This window comes from Paenibacillus sp. PDC88, assembly GCF_900106725.1.
Lineage (GTDB): Bacteria > Bacillota > Bacilli > Paenibacillales > Paenibacillaceae > Paenibacillus > Paenibacillus shunpengii.
The window spans coordinates 828453-842841 of record NZ_FNNT01000002.1; the positions used below are offsets into that span (position 1 = coordinate 828453).

At 42.1% G+C, this 14389-nt stretch carries 18 protein-coding genes and 1 riboswitch; of the genes, 15 read left to right on the top strand and 3 right to left on the bottom strand.

Annotated features, from left to right (window positions below; translation table 11 throughout):
* Positions 1–56: 56 nt before the first annotated feature.
* Positions 57–155: riboswitch (guanidine-I (ykkC/yxkD leader) on the top strand.
* A gap of 101 nt (positions 156–256) precedes the next feature.
* The 4 genes from BLW49_RS10400 to BLW49_RS10415 all read left to right on the top strand — a co-directional run bounded on the left by BLW49_RS10400 (position 257) and on the right by BLW49_RS10415 (position 2648).
* Positions 257–589, top strand: a complete 333-nt coding sequence (locus BLW49_RS10400; RefSeq protein ID WP_047910280.1) for a DMT family transporter — start codon at positions 257–259, stop codon at positions 587–589.
* Positions 590–592: 3 nt separating this feature from the next.
* Complete coding sequence (locus BLW49_RS10405) at positions 593–907, top strand: DMT family transporter (protein WP_047910279.1); 315 nt, start codon at positions 593–595, stop codon at positions 905–907.
* A 358-nt stretch (positions 908–1265) separates the two neighbouring features.
* On the top strand, positions 1266–1841 hold the full coding sequence (locus BLW49_RS10410; protein ID WP_076313848.1) for a LysE family translocator: 576 nt from the start codon (positions 1266–1268) through the stop codon (positions 1839–1841).
* Between the two features lie 21 nt (positions 1842–1862).
* The gene (locus tag BLW49_RS10415) at positions 1863–2648 is read left to right on the top strand and encodes an AraC family transcriptional regulator (protein WP_090724439.1); all 786 of its coding nucleotides are present in this window, start codon (positions 1863–1865) and stop codon (positions 2646–2648) included.
* A 51-nt stretch (positions 2649–2699) separates the two neighbouring features.
* On the opposite strand, the gene BLW49_RS10420 is transcribed toward BLW49_RS10415, so the two are convergent.
* Positions 2700–3662 carry a helix-turn-helix transcriptional regulator gene (locus BLW49_RS10420; RefSeq protein WP_090724441.1) on the bottom strand — a complete coding sequence of 321 codons (963 nt, stop codon included), beginning with the start codon at positions 3660–3662 and terminating at the stop codon, positions 2700–2702.
* Between the two features lie 109 nt (positions 3663–3771).
* Between BLW49_RS10420 and BLW49_RS10425 the strand changes: the two genes are divergently transcribed.
* The 3 genes from BLW49_RS10425 to BLW49_RS10435 all read left to right on the top strand — a co-directional run bounded on the left by BLW49_RS10425 (position 3772) and on the right by BLW49_RS10435 (position 5747).
* Positions 3772–4251 (top strand): GyrI-like domain-containing protein, encoded by a 480-nt coding sequence (locus BLW49_RS10425; protein WP_090724442.1) that lies wholly within the window; start codon positions 3772–3774, stop codon positions 4249–4251.
* 19 nt (positions 4252–4270) lie between these two features.
* Positions 4271–4750: a phage tail protein gene (locus BLW49_RS10430; protein ID WP_090724444.1), complete on the top strand. Its 480-nt coding sequence runs from the start codon at positions 4271–4273 to the stop codon at positions 4748–4750.
* Positions 4751–4964: 214 nt separating this feature from the next.
* Positions 4965–5747, top strand: a complete 783-nt coding sequence (locus tag BLW49_RS10435; protein ID WP_177178701.1) for a tyrosine-protein phosphatase — start codon at positions 4965–4967, stop codon at positions 5745–5747.
* A 97-nt stretch (positions 5748–5844) separates the two neighbouring features.
* Here BLW49_RS10435 and BLW49_RS10440 read toward each other — a convergent pair whose 3' ends face one another.
* Positions 5845–6615 (bottom strand): EcsC family protein, encoded by a 771-nt coding sequence (locus BLW49_RS10440; RefSeq protein WP_090724447.1) that lies wholly within the window; start codon positions 6613–6615, stop codon positions 5845–5847.
* 394 nt (positions 6616–7009) lie between these two features.
* On the opposite strand from BLW49_RS10440, the gene BLW49_RS10445 reads away from it, so the two are divergent.
* The 7 genes from BLW49_RS10445 to BLW49_RS10475 all read left to right on the top strand — a co-directional run bounded on the left by BLW49_RS10445 (position 7010) and on the right by BLW49_RS10475 (position 12037).
* On the top strand, positions 7010–7654 hold the full coding sequence (locus BLW49_RS10445; protein WP_090724449.1) for a FusB/FusC family EF-G-binding protein: 645 nt from the start codon (positions 7010–7012) through the stop codon (positions 7652–7654).
* 144 nt (positions 7655–7798) lie between these two features.
* Complete coding sequence (locus BLW49_RS10450) at positions 7799–8707, top strand: DUF3885 domain-containing protein (protein ID WP_090724451.1); 909 nt, start codon at positions 7799–7801, stop codon at positions 8705–8707.
* A 19-nt stretch (positions 8708–8726) separates the two neighbouring features.
* Positions 8727–9185: an NUDIX hydrolase gene (locus BLW49_RS10455; RefSeq protein ID WP_090724452.1), complete on the top strand. Its 459-nt coding sequence runs from the start codon at positions 8727–8729 to the stop codon at positions 9183–9185.
* Complete coding sequence (locus BLW49_RS10460; RefSeq protein ID WP_090724454.1) at positions 9178–9861, top strand: hypothetical protein; 684 nt, start codon at positions 9178–9180, stop codon at positions 9859–9861. Before BLW49_RS10455 ends, BLW49_RS10460 begins: the two co-directional genes overlap by 8 nt.
* Before the next feature lie 168 nt (positions 9862–10029).
* A complete protein-coding gene (locus BLW49_RS10465) occupies positions 10030–11013 on the top strand; it encodes an aldo/keto reductase (RefSeq protein ID WP_090724455.1) in 984 nt (327 codons plus the stop codon).
* Between the two features lie 54 nt (positions 11014–11067).
* The gene (locus BLW49_RS10470) at positions 11068–11601 is read left to right on the top strand and encodes a P-loop NTPase family protein (RefSeq protein WP_090724457.1); all 534 of its coding nucleotides are present in this window, start codon (positions 11068–11070) and stop codon (positions 11599–11601) included.
* 73 nt (positions 11602–11674) lie between these two features.
* Positions 11675–12037, top strand: a complete 363-nt coding sequence (locus BLW49_RS10475; protein WP_090724458.1) for a DUF423 domain-containing protein — start codon at positions 11675–11677, stop codon at positions 12035–12037.
* A 151-nt stretch (positions 12038–12188) separates the two neighbouring features.
* On the opposite strand, the gene BLW49_RS10480 is transcribed toward BLW49_RS10475, so the two are convergent.
* A complete protein-coding gene (locus BLW49_RS10480) occupies positions 12189–13004 on the bottom strand; it encodes a MerR family transcriptional regulator (RefSeq protein ID WP_177178702.1) in 816 nt (271 codons plus the stop codon).
* A 159-nt stretch (positions 13005–13163) separates the two neighbouring features.
* On the opposite strand from BLW49_RS10480, the gene BLW49_RS10485 reads away from it, so the two are divergent.
* Positions 13164–14369 carry an MFS transporter gene (locus BLW49_RS10485; RefSeq protein WP_371264543.1) on the top strand — a complete coding sequence of 402 codons (1206 nt, stop codon included), beginning with the start codon at positions 13164–13166 and terminating at the stop codon, positions 14367–14369.
* Positions 14370–14389: the final 20 nt, after the last annotated feature.

A 14389-nucleotide genomic window follows, 5' to 3' on the forward strand; every position in this document is an offset into this window, starting at 1 on the left:
AAATATTTATTGAATTTAATGATAAAGTGTGTATAATTCTAACCATAAGTTAATAACCAAATGTTATCTAGGGTTCCGCGATGATGTATCGGCTGGTCCGAGAGATAACTCACAGCCTTACGGTTGTGTCACGGAGGGATAAAAGCCTGGGAGATAAACTGTCTGAATGACAGTTTGTTTCTCAGGCTTTTTCATATTTTAGCTGCATTTGAAAAATAATATATGCAGTGTAATTTTAAAAAGGAGTGTGATACACATGAACAAAACGTGGTTGTCTGTTATTATCGCCGCAGTGTTTGAAGTAGGTTGGGTTATTGGGTTGAAGCATGCGAGCGGGATCCTCGAATGGGGGGCTACCGTGATTGCCATCATCGTAAGTTTTACCTTGATGATCAGAGCTTCCCGCTTCCTGCCAGTAGGTACGGTTTACGCCGTATTCGTTGGGTTGGGCACCGCAGGTACCGTGCTGGCTGAAATTATACTGTTCGGCTCTCCTGTGCAACTGGAGAAGATGGCGCTGATTGTATTGCTGCTGCTAGGTGTCATTGGACTTAAAATGCTGAGTAAAGAAAAGAAGGAGGCAGCGTAAATCATGGATTGGTTTTATCTTATATTAGCGGGTCTCTTCGAAATGTTCGGTGTTCTTATGATTAACAAGCTCAACAAGGATCGGAATGTCGTCTCATTTCTACTGCTGGTCGCTGGATTTGGACTGAGCTTCTTGTTCTTATCTCTTGCTATGAAAACTCTGCCGATGGGAACAGCATATGCGGTATGGACAGGAATAGGGGCATCGGGTGGAGCCATTTTGGGTATGATTTTTTACGGTGAGCCAAGGAATATTTTAAGAATTGTGTTCATTGCCATGGTACTGGGATCAGCAGTTGGATTAAAGCTGGTCAGCTGACCCGATTTCAGATTCTGATCTAGAAGCGGCCCATTCTTGGGTCGCTTACTTTTTGTACCTATTAGGTTTTGAAACCAAATCAACGCATGATTATTTCAACATATGAAAAATTCACAATAGTAAAACGCAAAATATCTATCACATTTACATATTACCAAACTTATATCGAATCTATATCCTTATCATTAGAAAAAGGGATTGCACAAGGTCTAGATAAAATGCAACTGTAATTTTGCAGCGAAGTACGTAAGTTTACATAATATTTACTATGTGTCTACTTAAGCAGCTGCAATAATGTACTATAGGCTCAATAATCCAAGATGTATGATATGAGGACCACATATGGAGAGAGGTTCTTGTGAATATGACATCTTTTCTGATCTATTGCATCATCGCGACATTTACTCCGGGGCCTACCAATATCGTCATTATGTCGACGGTACAGCAATACGGAACCAAAAGAGCAATCCAATATACGTATGGGGCGACGATAGGTTTTGCCTTATTACTGCTCTTATCTGCTATATTAAATTCAGTGCTGACAACAATACTGCCTAAAATATTGATTGTCATGCAAATCATTGGAAGCTTGTATATGGTGTATCTTGCTTATCTGATCTGTATGAAGAAGTCATCTGACGCAGGTCCCAGGCAGCTGGCTACGTTTTGGTCCGGCTTACTTATGCAATTTCTCAATCCTAAGGTAGTGCTGTTCACACTGACAGTTATACCGACTTTTATCATGCCCTATAATAACTCAGCAGCGGTAATGATGTTTGGTATTATGGTTATTACACTCGTCGGATTTGCGGCATTTATGACATGGGTTATCTTCGGAACTTTGTTTAAAGCATTTCTGCAGAAACATCAGAAGCTCGTTAACTTGATCATGGGGATCTGTCTCATGTATGCAGCATTCATGATATGGATATAAGCAAGTGAGGAGGTATGACGAATGGATCAGTTTATATATAAAAAATCAGCAGGCATTACAGTGTTATCAGAGAATATGACCGAGTTTAAATATAAAAAACATGCACATGAGGAGTATGCCATTGGTGTTACCTTGAGAGGTATACAGCATTATACTTTGGATGGAGGCTTACAATTATCGTATCCGAACGGGGTCATGATATTTAATCCGGAACAGGCACATGACGGGATGGCTCATGATCATTCGGGACTGGAATATGTGATGCTCTATGTGGAGCCCCATTTATTTTTGGAGGCCGCTCATCAAAAAGATGTTGTACAGTTCTCACAGCCTATTGTGTATGATCGCATGCTAAAGCAGCAAATATTAAGCCTGTCTTATCACGTGTTAAATGAGAAGGATGAGGCACTGTGTAACGAATTGTTTCTCTCCCTTACAGATCGTCTATTTCAAGTCGATTCTATCGCTATCGCTGATGCCAAACAAGACAACAGGTTCATCTCCATTGCAAAGGATATGCTTCGTGCCAATCTAGATCAGGTTCTCATGCTGGATGATATATGCAGGGAACTGGAGTGCTCCAAATTTCAGTTTATTCGGATGTTCAAAGCCCATACTGGCATTTCACCGTATCAATACTTTCTGAACTGTAAAGTAGAACGTGCGAAGCAGATCATTGAAGCGAGCAGAGATATTTATCTCGCCGTAGCTGCCTGCGGATTCGTTGATCTCACCCATTTGAACAGGCATTTCAAAAGTGTGTATGGCTTAACCGCATATGAATATATGACTCATATACATAGGTGATGGCCTAATAACTATAGCTTAGCTTGAAAGCTGTGCATTAATGAACATGATCTATATGCGGTATATTCCTAGCCTTTCCTCTATCTCGATTGAAATTGCAGCAGGCACTTCACGCAGCTTAATATCCTTACCTAAGAAGAGCAGCCAATCTGTTATCTCAGTGAGCTCTTCCGGGTGATGAGTATTTACGAACATCTTAAGCAAGGCCGTGGTTTGATATGGATTCGTGTAGGATATGGAGACATGGAGCGGATGATATTTTTTATACTGCGTAATTGCCTTAGGACCAAGCTCAACAACAAGATTATTGACTTCCTCCTGCTTATTTAATTTCCCAAGGATTTTTTTCTTGCTTTCTCTTCTCTTCACAGGGTAGGTCACCACGTCAAGCAGATGATCGACAGGGATGATCTGCCTATTTTCTTCCTCTAAATTAAACCCTTCGATTAGCCACACACTTTTCTCACGGTACAAATGCAAGAGATAAATAGGGTAGGATCTTATTTCCGTCGCTTCCTTAACGGTAACCAGCAAATAACAATCGGACAGCAATATTTGAATCAGCTTCTCTAATACAGGATGCGGCAGATCCGACAGATCAAGCAGGTCAGGATTATGAGGGTTCGTACCTTCAAATCGCAGTATTTGATTCAGAACAACAAGATCCTCCTGCAGGTTCTGGGAGAGGAGACCGAGTAATTTTTCAGTTAAAGAGTGGCGGCTCTTTAGATAAGGAAGCTGTTGGTTTCTTGTTGCCATAAATGCGATAAATAGAGCTTTGATCTCATTATCGGTAAAGCGGACTGTAGGAAGCACCGAGTTATTCATTACAAAATAACCTCCGTCTCTTCCAACCTCCGCCACAAGCGGCATGCCCATGGCTTCAATCTCTCTAATGTCTCGAATCGCAGTTGAACGAGAAATATTGAATTCTCGCATGATTTCCGAAATCGTAAATCGGGCACGGTTGTTGATATATCTCATGATGATATTTATTCTTTCTACTTTTTTCATCCGGCACCTCTAAACAGTATCATTTTTTGACATGATTAAAGTTTATTATAAACCCATCAAGTGAAAACTCAAATTATACTAAAAAGATGAAGAGGGAAGGGTGCTTAACATGAGTAATTATATGATCGAGGAAAAAGAAAGCTTTATCGTATTAGGAATTGGCACTGAGCTAAAGAGTGACTATACGGATTATGCGGGTATCAATAAGGAGAAGACGGAATTCTGGAACACCATTGAGCAGGATGGCAGATTTGAACGTTTAAAATCAGTGGCTGAGAATGAGTATGTATTCGCTGTAAACGAAGCCGTAAATAACAAAATGATGTACTATGCAGGCGTGATGACAGAGGCAACGCTGCCGGAACAGACCCGAATCATCCAATTTCCTGAAGGGGAATATCTGGTTGTCAGAGGAGAAGCGAACACACCAGGTGAACTCAGCAGTATGCTCACAGGAATTGCCTTCGGTCAAGTATTGCCTGAAGTGAACGAAGTGGCTTATGTCGGAGGCCCCAATGCTACAGTTGAAATGGGAGAACGAGATGGCCATGTTTATGGAGAGATGTGGATTCCTGTCGTTAGAAAATAGATAAAGTGAGGTGGAATAAATGTCCTATATAGTAGACTATACTCATGTGTCCAGAGCTGGCTTGGAGTCTTCAGCCGCAGCTGAAGCGCTTGCCGGGCTGCGCGCCAATGAAGCTCGATATTTTATGAACAAGTATAAGCACGTGTTTACGGTGATTCCTGCCAGCGAGAGCCAAGACACACTGGATTATGTGAACCGTATATTGCGTGAAGAACGTGATATTCGCTTTGCAGCTAAGCCTTTGGAAACCTCGCGATTCCAGGTGGAAAATATGAAGTTTGCTTATGTATTTTACGACAACGGTCTTTCGGTCAATGTAATGTATGCAGTCGATGATCCCAAGAAGCGTGCGGTTGGATTCAAGCTGTCGGAAGGAATTGAAGTGCAAGAGGAGCTGGAAGGGAAGTTCAAGTTCGCGAGGCAAAAATCGAAACTGGCCGGCACGATTCGCGGATCATTCTTTGTCATCAAGGGAGAATATGAGATAGAGAATATGTAAGATACAACATAAAGATTAGCTCAGCTCACAGTCTGCTTGCTTGCAGGCAATTGGGTCTGGGCTGTTTCTTTTTATTTTGGATTTGATAGGTGTTTAATGATTTTACAATAAGCGTAGTTTAATAAAACATTCTTCATACAAATCATCGTTATGATGAATTCATAGAACTTACATACAAGTTGCATACAAAATTAAACTTAAGAGGTGTATGATCATGTCGATGATATTAGAGCATTATCCGAATAACCGTGTACTTCCGTTTGAAGGGGTATTGAACTTTCGTGATATGGGTGGATATGAGAGCATGGACGGCAGGAAGGTGAAATATGGTTTGTTTTTCAGATCGGCGGAGCTTACCGGAATGACAGCTAAGGATGTAGAGCTGTTTACATCACTTGGTATCAAGACGATTTTTGATTATCGAACAGATAAAGAAGCAGAGCAGAAGCCGGATCCCGTGTTTCCAGGCATATCCAATCTGCGGTTTACGGTGCTGGAACAAGAGGTTCCTGTAGATGATAAAGAAACGTATCATGCAAGCTATCTAAAGAGCATGACACCGGAAGCTCTGGAAGCGATGTATATACAGATGGCGATCAAGAATGAATCCTACCGAAATCTGATGACGACGATCATGAACACAGACAATCTGGGCATTCTTCATCACTGCGCAGGTGGACGTGACAGAACCGGTGTGGGCGGAGCACTCATCCTGCTGGCACTAGGTGTCCCTGAAGAAACGATTATCGAGGACTACCTGATCTCTAACACCACGCTTATTCCGATGAATAATAAGATGAGAGAACAGCTTGCCTTCGTCCTATCGCCAGAAGAAGTCGATGAGGTCATTGCCAATCTTGAGCTTCGCCGGGAATTTATGGAGGCTGTATTTGCAACGATCAAGAATAGCTATGGGACCATTGAGGCATTCCTGGAACAAGAATTTGGTATGACAGCAGAGCTGCGAGCACAGCTGCAAGATTTCTGCTTGGAGTAAACATCTGAACCATTCGTAGAAATAGATTCGTAAAACAGCTCAATTCCAGTTCACTGCGGTTCTAGCAGTTAAACGGAGTTGAGCTGTTTCTTATTTTTTATATGGGGTCCATTCGATAGCTAGTACCCTTATCCTCAGCATCATCATGTAATCTGCGCATTCGGTAAGCATTCATAGCGAATTCACGGAGCTCTTCAAGGATCGTATAGTTCGCCCATGCCCCTGCAATAGCACCGATTCCAGGCACCATCTGCAGCATTTTTCGAAAATCAATCGCATCTCGGTATTCCTTCTGAAAGGACTCCCAGTCCATATTCTTGGAATAGTCAGCGTCAGAGAGCCATTGCTCCTTCTCGATATGCCAATGCTTGATGGAATCGAGCAGATCGGCACGGTTCTCAGCACCCGAATAGGTCATCTGAAATACCTTGAGAATAAATATTCTCTCGGAGAACTGCTTGGTGTCATAACCGTACACATGCGCGGTTTCGAACAAATACTTCATTTTGATGCCGATAAGAGCCGGAAAGTCTACCATACTGAACATAATTCCGCCCGCACCGGTTCCAGCACCTTCAGCTACCGCGATTTTTTGGTAGAGGGTAAACAGTTCCTTGGCTTCCTCATCCGCAGTTGCTAGATCTAAACCATGCTGAACTGAACGTCTCGGTGTATATTCCGCGCCAAAAAGTGCCGTACGAACAATGGATTTGATGGTCGTCGTTATAACGGTGTGCACCTTCGGAGGGATGATGTGGTTAATTCGAGTACCGATTGTTTTCGATGTTTTTTCGAGCCATCCCGGTGGTTTAAAGAGCTGGCGTTCCCAATCTTCCACTTCTTTCTGAAGTTTAAGCTCATCATTCATTCTTAATCGCTCCTCTAAAAGTCTTGGCTCTATTTTAATGGATAATTCGCTGCAGGGGAACAGACCATAGCAGGTTAGCAGACTCGACTAAAGTCCAGTCTGGCAAGACATAGCACCTCTAATTACTTGTCTTGACCATGATCGTTGCTCCCATGCGTTTATCCGGTTATAATTTTCTTACATTATTTGAATTGGGGGTTATACCGTGGCAATGTTGGCAGCAGTGCTGGATTGCTCGTTCACTAGAACGCCTTACGCAAAGCCTGAATAGGGCGAGCTTTGTGTAGGGCGCAATCAGAATCGTATCTAGACCGCCCTTGTTATCGATATGCTTTGCCCGCATTTGGCTTTGCACCTTATTCATTTACGACTATATAATAAGGGGCTAAAGACGATGCAAACACCATTTATTCAGAATCATCAATATAATGAAATTAAGAAACAAGTAAACTTCCTGTTGAAGGCAATGCGCACCGTTGCGGATCGGAAGGTGCTGGATACAGTCAGAAGTACGACAGTCAGCAATGCAATTGCGGCTTTTGACGAATTGAACGTTGAAGAGCTTCATCTTTTGGAACAATTGTCTAACCACGAGGCGGCACATGAGCTGCAGAATTATTTGGATAGCCTGAAAGCCTATATTTTGCCATTTCCACATGTGACACAGAAACAGATACAGAAGCTGTTCCCGAAAGTGAAGAAGCTCAAAGTACCGGATCTGGAAATGATCGATTACAACCATACCACGTACTTGAGATGGATTGATATCGCCACGAACCGCTTGTTTATCGTGTATCCTTATAAAGGACAATTAGTCGGTCTCGAAGGTTCCATCACACCGATAAACAAGAAGGGGTACTGTATGTTCTGTAACAGGCAGCATGAGCTTGGATTCTTCAATGTCAAGACAAAAAAAGGCGGATCGCAAGACAATTTCTCATCGATAGGCCAGTACGTTTGTATGGATGGGGAAGCATGTAACCATAACATTACAGATCCTTCTGTCTTAGAAAGATTTATTCTTACGGTTCGGAAATAGAATTTGATATGAAGTGGAGCAGAGTGCCGATCGGTAATGCTCCACTTTTTCATAAAATAAACCACTTCATAATTTAGGCAAGCTATTATCTATTACTTGATCTATACATACAAACAACAAAGATAATGAAGGGAAATACAGCGAGTGAATATTGTTGAAGAGATGATTACCAAGGGTGTAAGTATTCGATATGAACTTGGAGTGGAGTCTTTAAAGGATGAGGAATATCGTATAGAGTGTATCCATCGTGCACATACGATATTGTGTTCGATTTTTAACCCGGAGGATGATGTGACCTTCATACATCGCACATTCCATGATGTAAAGGACAAGCCAACAGATAAGATTCGCTTAAAGCGATTCTTCAGAACGCAAATAAAACAGCTGCGGTCTTACACCACGTCTCACTGGTATGAAGAACCAGATGATCAAATGTATATACGACAATGGGCTGTGGATGTCAAAATGAAAGATATCCGTATTGCCTATGTCATTGAATGTATCTACAACTCAGATTTTGCGCGAAAACCAACTTCCGATGGTCAAATCTATCTTTATAATAAGAGAAACGGCATACTGTTTCATATGTATGATGATCGCGGATGTGATGTTTGCAGCTTGGATCAAAATGTCTTGTTACCGCTCTATCACCTGCATCGAAAATGGATCTTGGATTACGACCGATACGACATCGATCAGCTTTTTAATGAAGGACTAACGGGTATTACTGAGACAAAGGAAGAGAGAGAACTTCGACAGAAACTGAATGACCAAAAAGTAACTGACTCCAAAATGGATCTTAATATAGATAACACTTCAAATGTATCTCATCATTTTGAGATTCCTACGGCTCATGCAACTAAGTTTGCAGAAGAAGTTTCTTTAACTGGTTTTACAGTTCGTCAGATTTCTGAAGAGAATAAAAGGACTAAGTTTGAAGTAAGCAAAGTTGAAATGATCACTCTTATTGATTATCAAACCCATCTTATGAGCATGTATGGTAAGAAATATGGAGCCTATACTGGCTGGAGCTATCAACAAATGAAAAGATAGAACGAAGGGGTGAAGGGCCTTGAATCCACGTGCCAATGCGCTTGGTATTGTAATTCGAAATACACAGATCCTTGTTGAGGAGCAATGGGGTAAGCATTCCCAAGGAACAGGTACTTACTATCGTCCCATTGGTGGAACCATTGAATTCGGCGAATATTCTCAAGATACCATTGTAAGAGAGTTCCTTGAAGAAATCGGTGCAGAGATCAAAGTGAAGCAGTATTTAAAATGCATAGAGAATATCTTCTCAATTGATGAGAATATCGGACATGAGATTACACAAGTATATGCCGTTCAATTTATTGATCCGGATCTGTATGAGGTGGAGCAATTTCAAGTAACTGAGCAAGATAAGATAACTATCGCAAAGTGGATATCCATATCGGAATTTATAAATGGAGAAAAGTTCTTATACCCTAACGGTTTAACCGAGTTGCTGACATTGATCAACTTGGAGAGTGGTGAGAAAAATGAATAAAGCTGCTACGATCTTGGCTTCATTGCTAATGTTAAGTGTCATTATGGCTTGTAACAACGATGACTCATCCAACCCCATTAAGGTGCCGTCTGATCGTTATTCGGATAGCGAGGCGCGAGGTGTTGAAACGATATTTCCTAATTCGGAGTATGCCAATATGATTACGGTAGACACAGTGAACCCAGAGGGCACCATTAGAGCACGAAGCAGTACTGCATTAGGAGAACTAGTCGTCATAGCAAGTGGACAGGAAGAGGAAGGACATCTAAATACACCAAGTACGGCAGGTGTAGAAGGAGATTACACTTTTCAGGGGAATTACAAGGTGATCAATAAAATTAATGGGAAAGAGCAAGTGGTAAATGAACTAAAAGAACTGTCTTTTATTCAGACATCCAAAGAACCTATTAGCTTTGAAAAAGTGAACTTTGAAGAGGCGGATGTTTATTTCCTGACCCCTCAGTATACAGGCGGTCACGGTTTATCTGCTTATGCAATTGTGGTTAACAAGGATAATGGAGAGGCTGCACCTCTTAAGTTTGTTAATCATGGAGCAACAACCGATACTTTAAACTACGCCATGGAACATTTTCCACTCAATAAGAATGGAGCTTTAATCGTCACTCCAGGAACGTCGGCTGGTACATCCGAAGCTAAGGCGGAAATAGTTCAATAGAGATTGGATGTGGTCAACCAGTATTTTATTGCAGACTAGAATAGGGTTGTTGGAAGGATATGACTTGTCATAAATGTAAGCGTTATATTATTCTGGTTTAGAGCGGTTATGAATAGGTGAAACCGAGTTCATGTAGATGATTTTTTTGTGAGAGGGGATTGTTATAATATGATTTATCGCGAATTAGGAAATACCGGCATGAAGATCAGTGAAGTAAGCTTTGGAACATGGGCAATTGGAGGCTCCTGGGGAAAGACAAGTGATATGGAAGCGTTAAGATCTCTGGAATATGCAATGGAACAAGGGGTGAATTTCTTCGATACAGCTGATGTATACGGAGATGGTCACAGCGAACAGTTATTAGCTAAGGCAACAAAGGGCAAAGAAGATCAAATATATATTGCGACTAAATTCTGCCGCCAAGGAGATATTGCAGATCCAGCGAATTACAGCTATGAGCAAGTATCTGCGTATTGTGAAGATAGTCTGCGCAGGCTAGACAGAGAGGCGATCGACTTATTTCAAATTCACTGCCCGGCAACAGAAATCCTGAAGGATGGACATGTATTTGAAGTGCTCGATCGTCTCAAGGAACAAGGGAAGATCCGGCACTATGGCGTAAGTGTGGAATCGGTAGAAGAAGGGCTCATATGCTTGAAGTATCCTAACATGAAGAGTCTGCAAATTATATTTAACATGTTCCGGCAGAAGCCATTAGAACAACTGATTCCTGAAGCTTATCAGAACGGCGTCGGACTTCTCGTCAGGCTGCCTCTCGCCAGTGGACTGCTGACAGGTAAGTTTACTGCAGACTATACGTTTGAAGCGGATGATCACCGCCGATTCAATGAGAACGGAGAAGCCTTTAATGTAGGGGAGACTTTTGCCGGACTTGGATTCAAGAAAGGGGTGGAGCTTGCAGATCAGTTACGGTGGATTGGAGAAGGCCGTCCATCTATGGCTAGTGCTGCTCTGCGCTGGATTCTGGATCATAAGGAGATCACTTCTATTATCCCTGGATTTAAAAATGTCCAGCAGGTGAAGGATAATCTCACGGCACGGGAGACCCAGTCATTTTCAGAAGAAGAGCATCAAAAAATACAGCAGTTTTACCAGGAGAAAGTCGTTGATTACATTCGAGGACCATACTAATAAATGAAGTGCCTCATAAGTATGCTATCCGATTGGATATAAAGGGATGATTCAATGAACAGTAAGGCTTCAAATCCTGCCAATGCCGAAATCGTTGGAAGTAAGATTCTTATTATCGGCATTGTCGCGAGTGGCAAGACTACCTTGGCCCAAAACTTAGCCCAGCAACTCGGTATACCTTGGTATGAGCTCGACTCTATTGTCCATCACCTGACTCCTGCAGGCAGATCTAAACGCACGCCAGCAGAACAAATGGAAGTGATCCGGGAAATTGACGCGAAAGGAACATGGATATTTGAAGGAACCGACCGGGATTCTTATCAAAGTCTATATGCGATCGCGGACAAGATTATATTCCTGGATCCTCCCCTATGGAAGCGAAAAATTCGGATCATGACCCGATTTATTAAACAAAAGCTTGGGATCGAACGATGTCACTACAAGCCGAATTTGTCGATGCTCAGAAGGATGTACATATGGACGAGGGAGTTCGAACAGAACCGGGAGCATTTTGAATCAAAGCTTCAGCGATACGATGAGAAAGTGATCCGGTTGAGAGATACGAAGGACATCCTCCTCCTGCGCTAGCCTTCTTAAATTGGCCTCATGTGTGATACAATCAGGTCATTGTTGTTGAAATCATTAGAGGAGATGAACTTAAGTGCAAATATTGATTGTACTTGGAAGTATACTGATGGTTATAGCCGTGGCTCTGGGCGCATTTGGTGCGCACCTACTTAAGAGTAAATTCGAAGAAGGGAAACAGAAAGTATACGAAACCGGTGTCCAGTATCATCTAATTCATGCGTTAGCGATCATCATATTGGGAATTCTGGCGGGTCAGTATCCGGAAGCAGGACTGCTCATAACAGCAGGGTGGTTGATGGCCGTTGGAATTCTGTTGTTCTCCGGAAGTTTATACATACTCAGTCTGAAAAAGATCCGAATTCTCGGTCCCATTACACCACTGGGCGGGCTTTCCTTTATCGTCGCCTGGATCCTTGTTGCCATTGGCGTAATGTAGAGAATGAAAGAAGTTGTAATAAGATATCATATATCATCAATTAGGAATGCTCCTATACCAAACCGCAGAAGCCGCAAATTGATTTCACAAGAACAGGTGAACCAGGATTCGTACTGGTTCACCTGTTCCACTGTTAAATTGCCCGATTTTATTAAGAAATACCGACTGAAATTCGAATGATGAAGTTGTTATGATCCTTTTCGGTAACATAGTTTAACAGATCCTCCTCATACACCTGTCCCGTTATCCTCCTGTTTTGACTCGTTATAAACTCTTTTAACCTCGAATATGTCGTATTCATGGTTTCATAAGACCCAACATGATCCATAATGGCATATAAGCCTGTCGGTTTAATGATGGTCTTCTCTCCTGGAATCGGCTCCTGGATCTTGTTCGCAACATAATTCGGATAATAGTTCCCTGATATAAATGTTTCTCTCTGCATAATGGTCCAGGCTGAAAATGAATGAATAATATAATGATCTTCACAATATTTACGATGCTCGCTTAATTTTAAGGCGAAGTCTGTATCACTATTTTCCTCTATACTAGTGGCAATATAATATTCTTCCTCACAATACTCTTCAACCGGTATGTTTCTAAGTCCCTTTTTCGCTTTTTCCGTCATATGCAGAGCATCTTCCAACAAATTTTCCATTTGCAGCATCCTTTGGAGCTCGATCTTGAGATCCTTCTGTTTTTGCTGTATAAGATGAACGAACTGATCTGTACTTTGATTGTGCAAGAATGTCTTGATCTCCTTCAGAGAACTCCCTGTCTTCTTTAATACATCAATAATATCAAGGGTATAGCATTGCAGAATAGAGTAATAACGGTACCCGTTCGTATGTACGTATTCAGGCTTCAACAGTCCAATTTCATCATAGTGAAACAAGGTATGCTTGGTGACGCCGCAGATTTTAGCAATCTCACTGGTAGTAAAATATTTATTCTGGATTTTTGACAAGCAAGGCAGCTCCTTTGATTTGTAAATATTTTTCTCTAATTATAAAGATCAGCAGGGCACTTGACTATAGGGTTACCCGATAGTTTATGGTTTAGTGTAGTGTGATGATTTCACAACTTAGAAGAGAAGGGTAGTTAGAGGTGGAGTATGAATTCTTTAATGAAAAACAGAGTATTTCTTATCGTACTGTCAGCGGATCTGCTACAGCAGATGGGGATATGGATTCGCAATATGGCACTGCTGTTTTACATCATGGACCAAACGAACAATAATCCGACCGCAGTTTCGCTGCTAACTGCCCTAGAGTACTTACCGATCTTCATTTTCTCCCTGATTGGTGGTACCTTTGCAGATCGCTGGAATCCCAAGAAAACAGTAATATTAGGCGACACGTTAAGTGCTTTATCCATGTTAGCCATCCTATATCTGGTTTCCATCGGGGTATGGCAGGCGGTATTTGCAGCTACCGTTGTCTCAGCGATTGTCAGTCAGTTCTCACAGCCTTCATCTGCCGTATTATTTAAAAAGCACATTCCAAATGAGTTGGTGGGCACAGCTGTTGGATTTAATCAGAGTCTTATGGCTATGTTCACCATTTTCGGACCGATGCTGGGAACGTTTGTGTATACGCAGCTGGGAATTACGTCTTCCATTACTGCATTGATTATTATCTTTACAATAGCGGCCATTATTCAGCTATTCCTGCCGTCATCGAGCCGAACCGAACGAGTGAGTAAGACCTCACCGCTAAAAGATATCAAAGAAGGTTTTGCGTATGTAATGAGCAACACAAATTTGAAGCTCATTGCAATTATGTTCCTCATATCGGGTCTTGGGTGGGGGATAACGCAGCCGCTGGATGTGTTCGTAACCATGGAGCGCTTGGGACTGCCTAAAGAGAACGTCCAGTGGTTTGCAGCATCGGAAGGTGTGGGCATGCTGGTCGGCGGAGCCATCGCAGCTGTGTTAGCAGCGAAAATCAGCCGTCACCGCAGAGTCATTATATCCGTCACAATGGTTATATGGGCTTTCATTACCGTGGTTGAAGTCCTCTCTGTATGGCCGCTGGTTACAGCAAGCGCGAGAATACTCTCCGGTGTGGCGACCGCTTTCTTTCAGGTCACCTTTAGTGCGATGATGATCCAAGAAATCAAGGAAGAGTATATTGGAAGAACGAATGGCATTATGATTCCGCTAATGATGGGAGGTATGCTGCTCGGAAGTGCATCCTCTGGATTTATTGTGAATCATTTAGATCTTATGGGTACCTACTTCCTGGCAGCCGGTATCACCTTATCCTGTGTCATTTTTACACTTCGCTTAAAGACCAATCCGATGAAGGATGATGTTGTGAGTAATGTATGACCAAAAAAGTGTGGGAACGA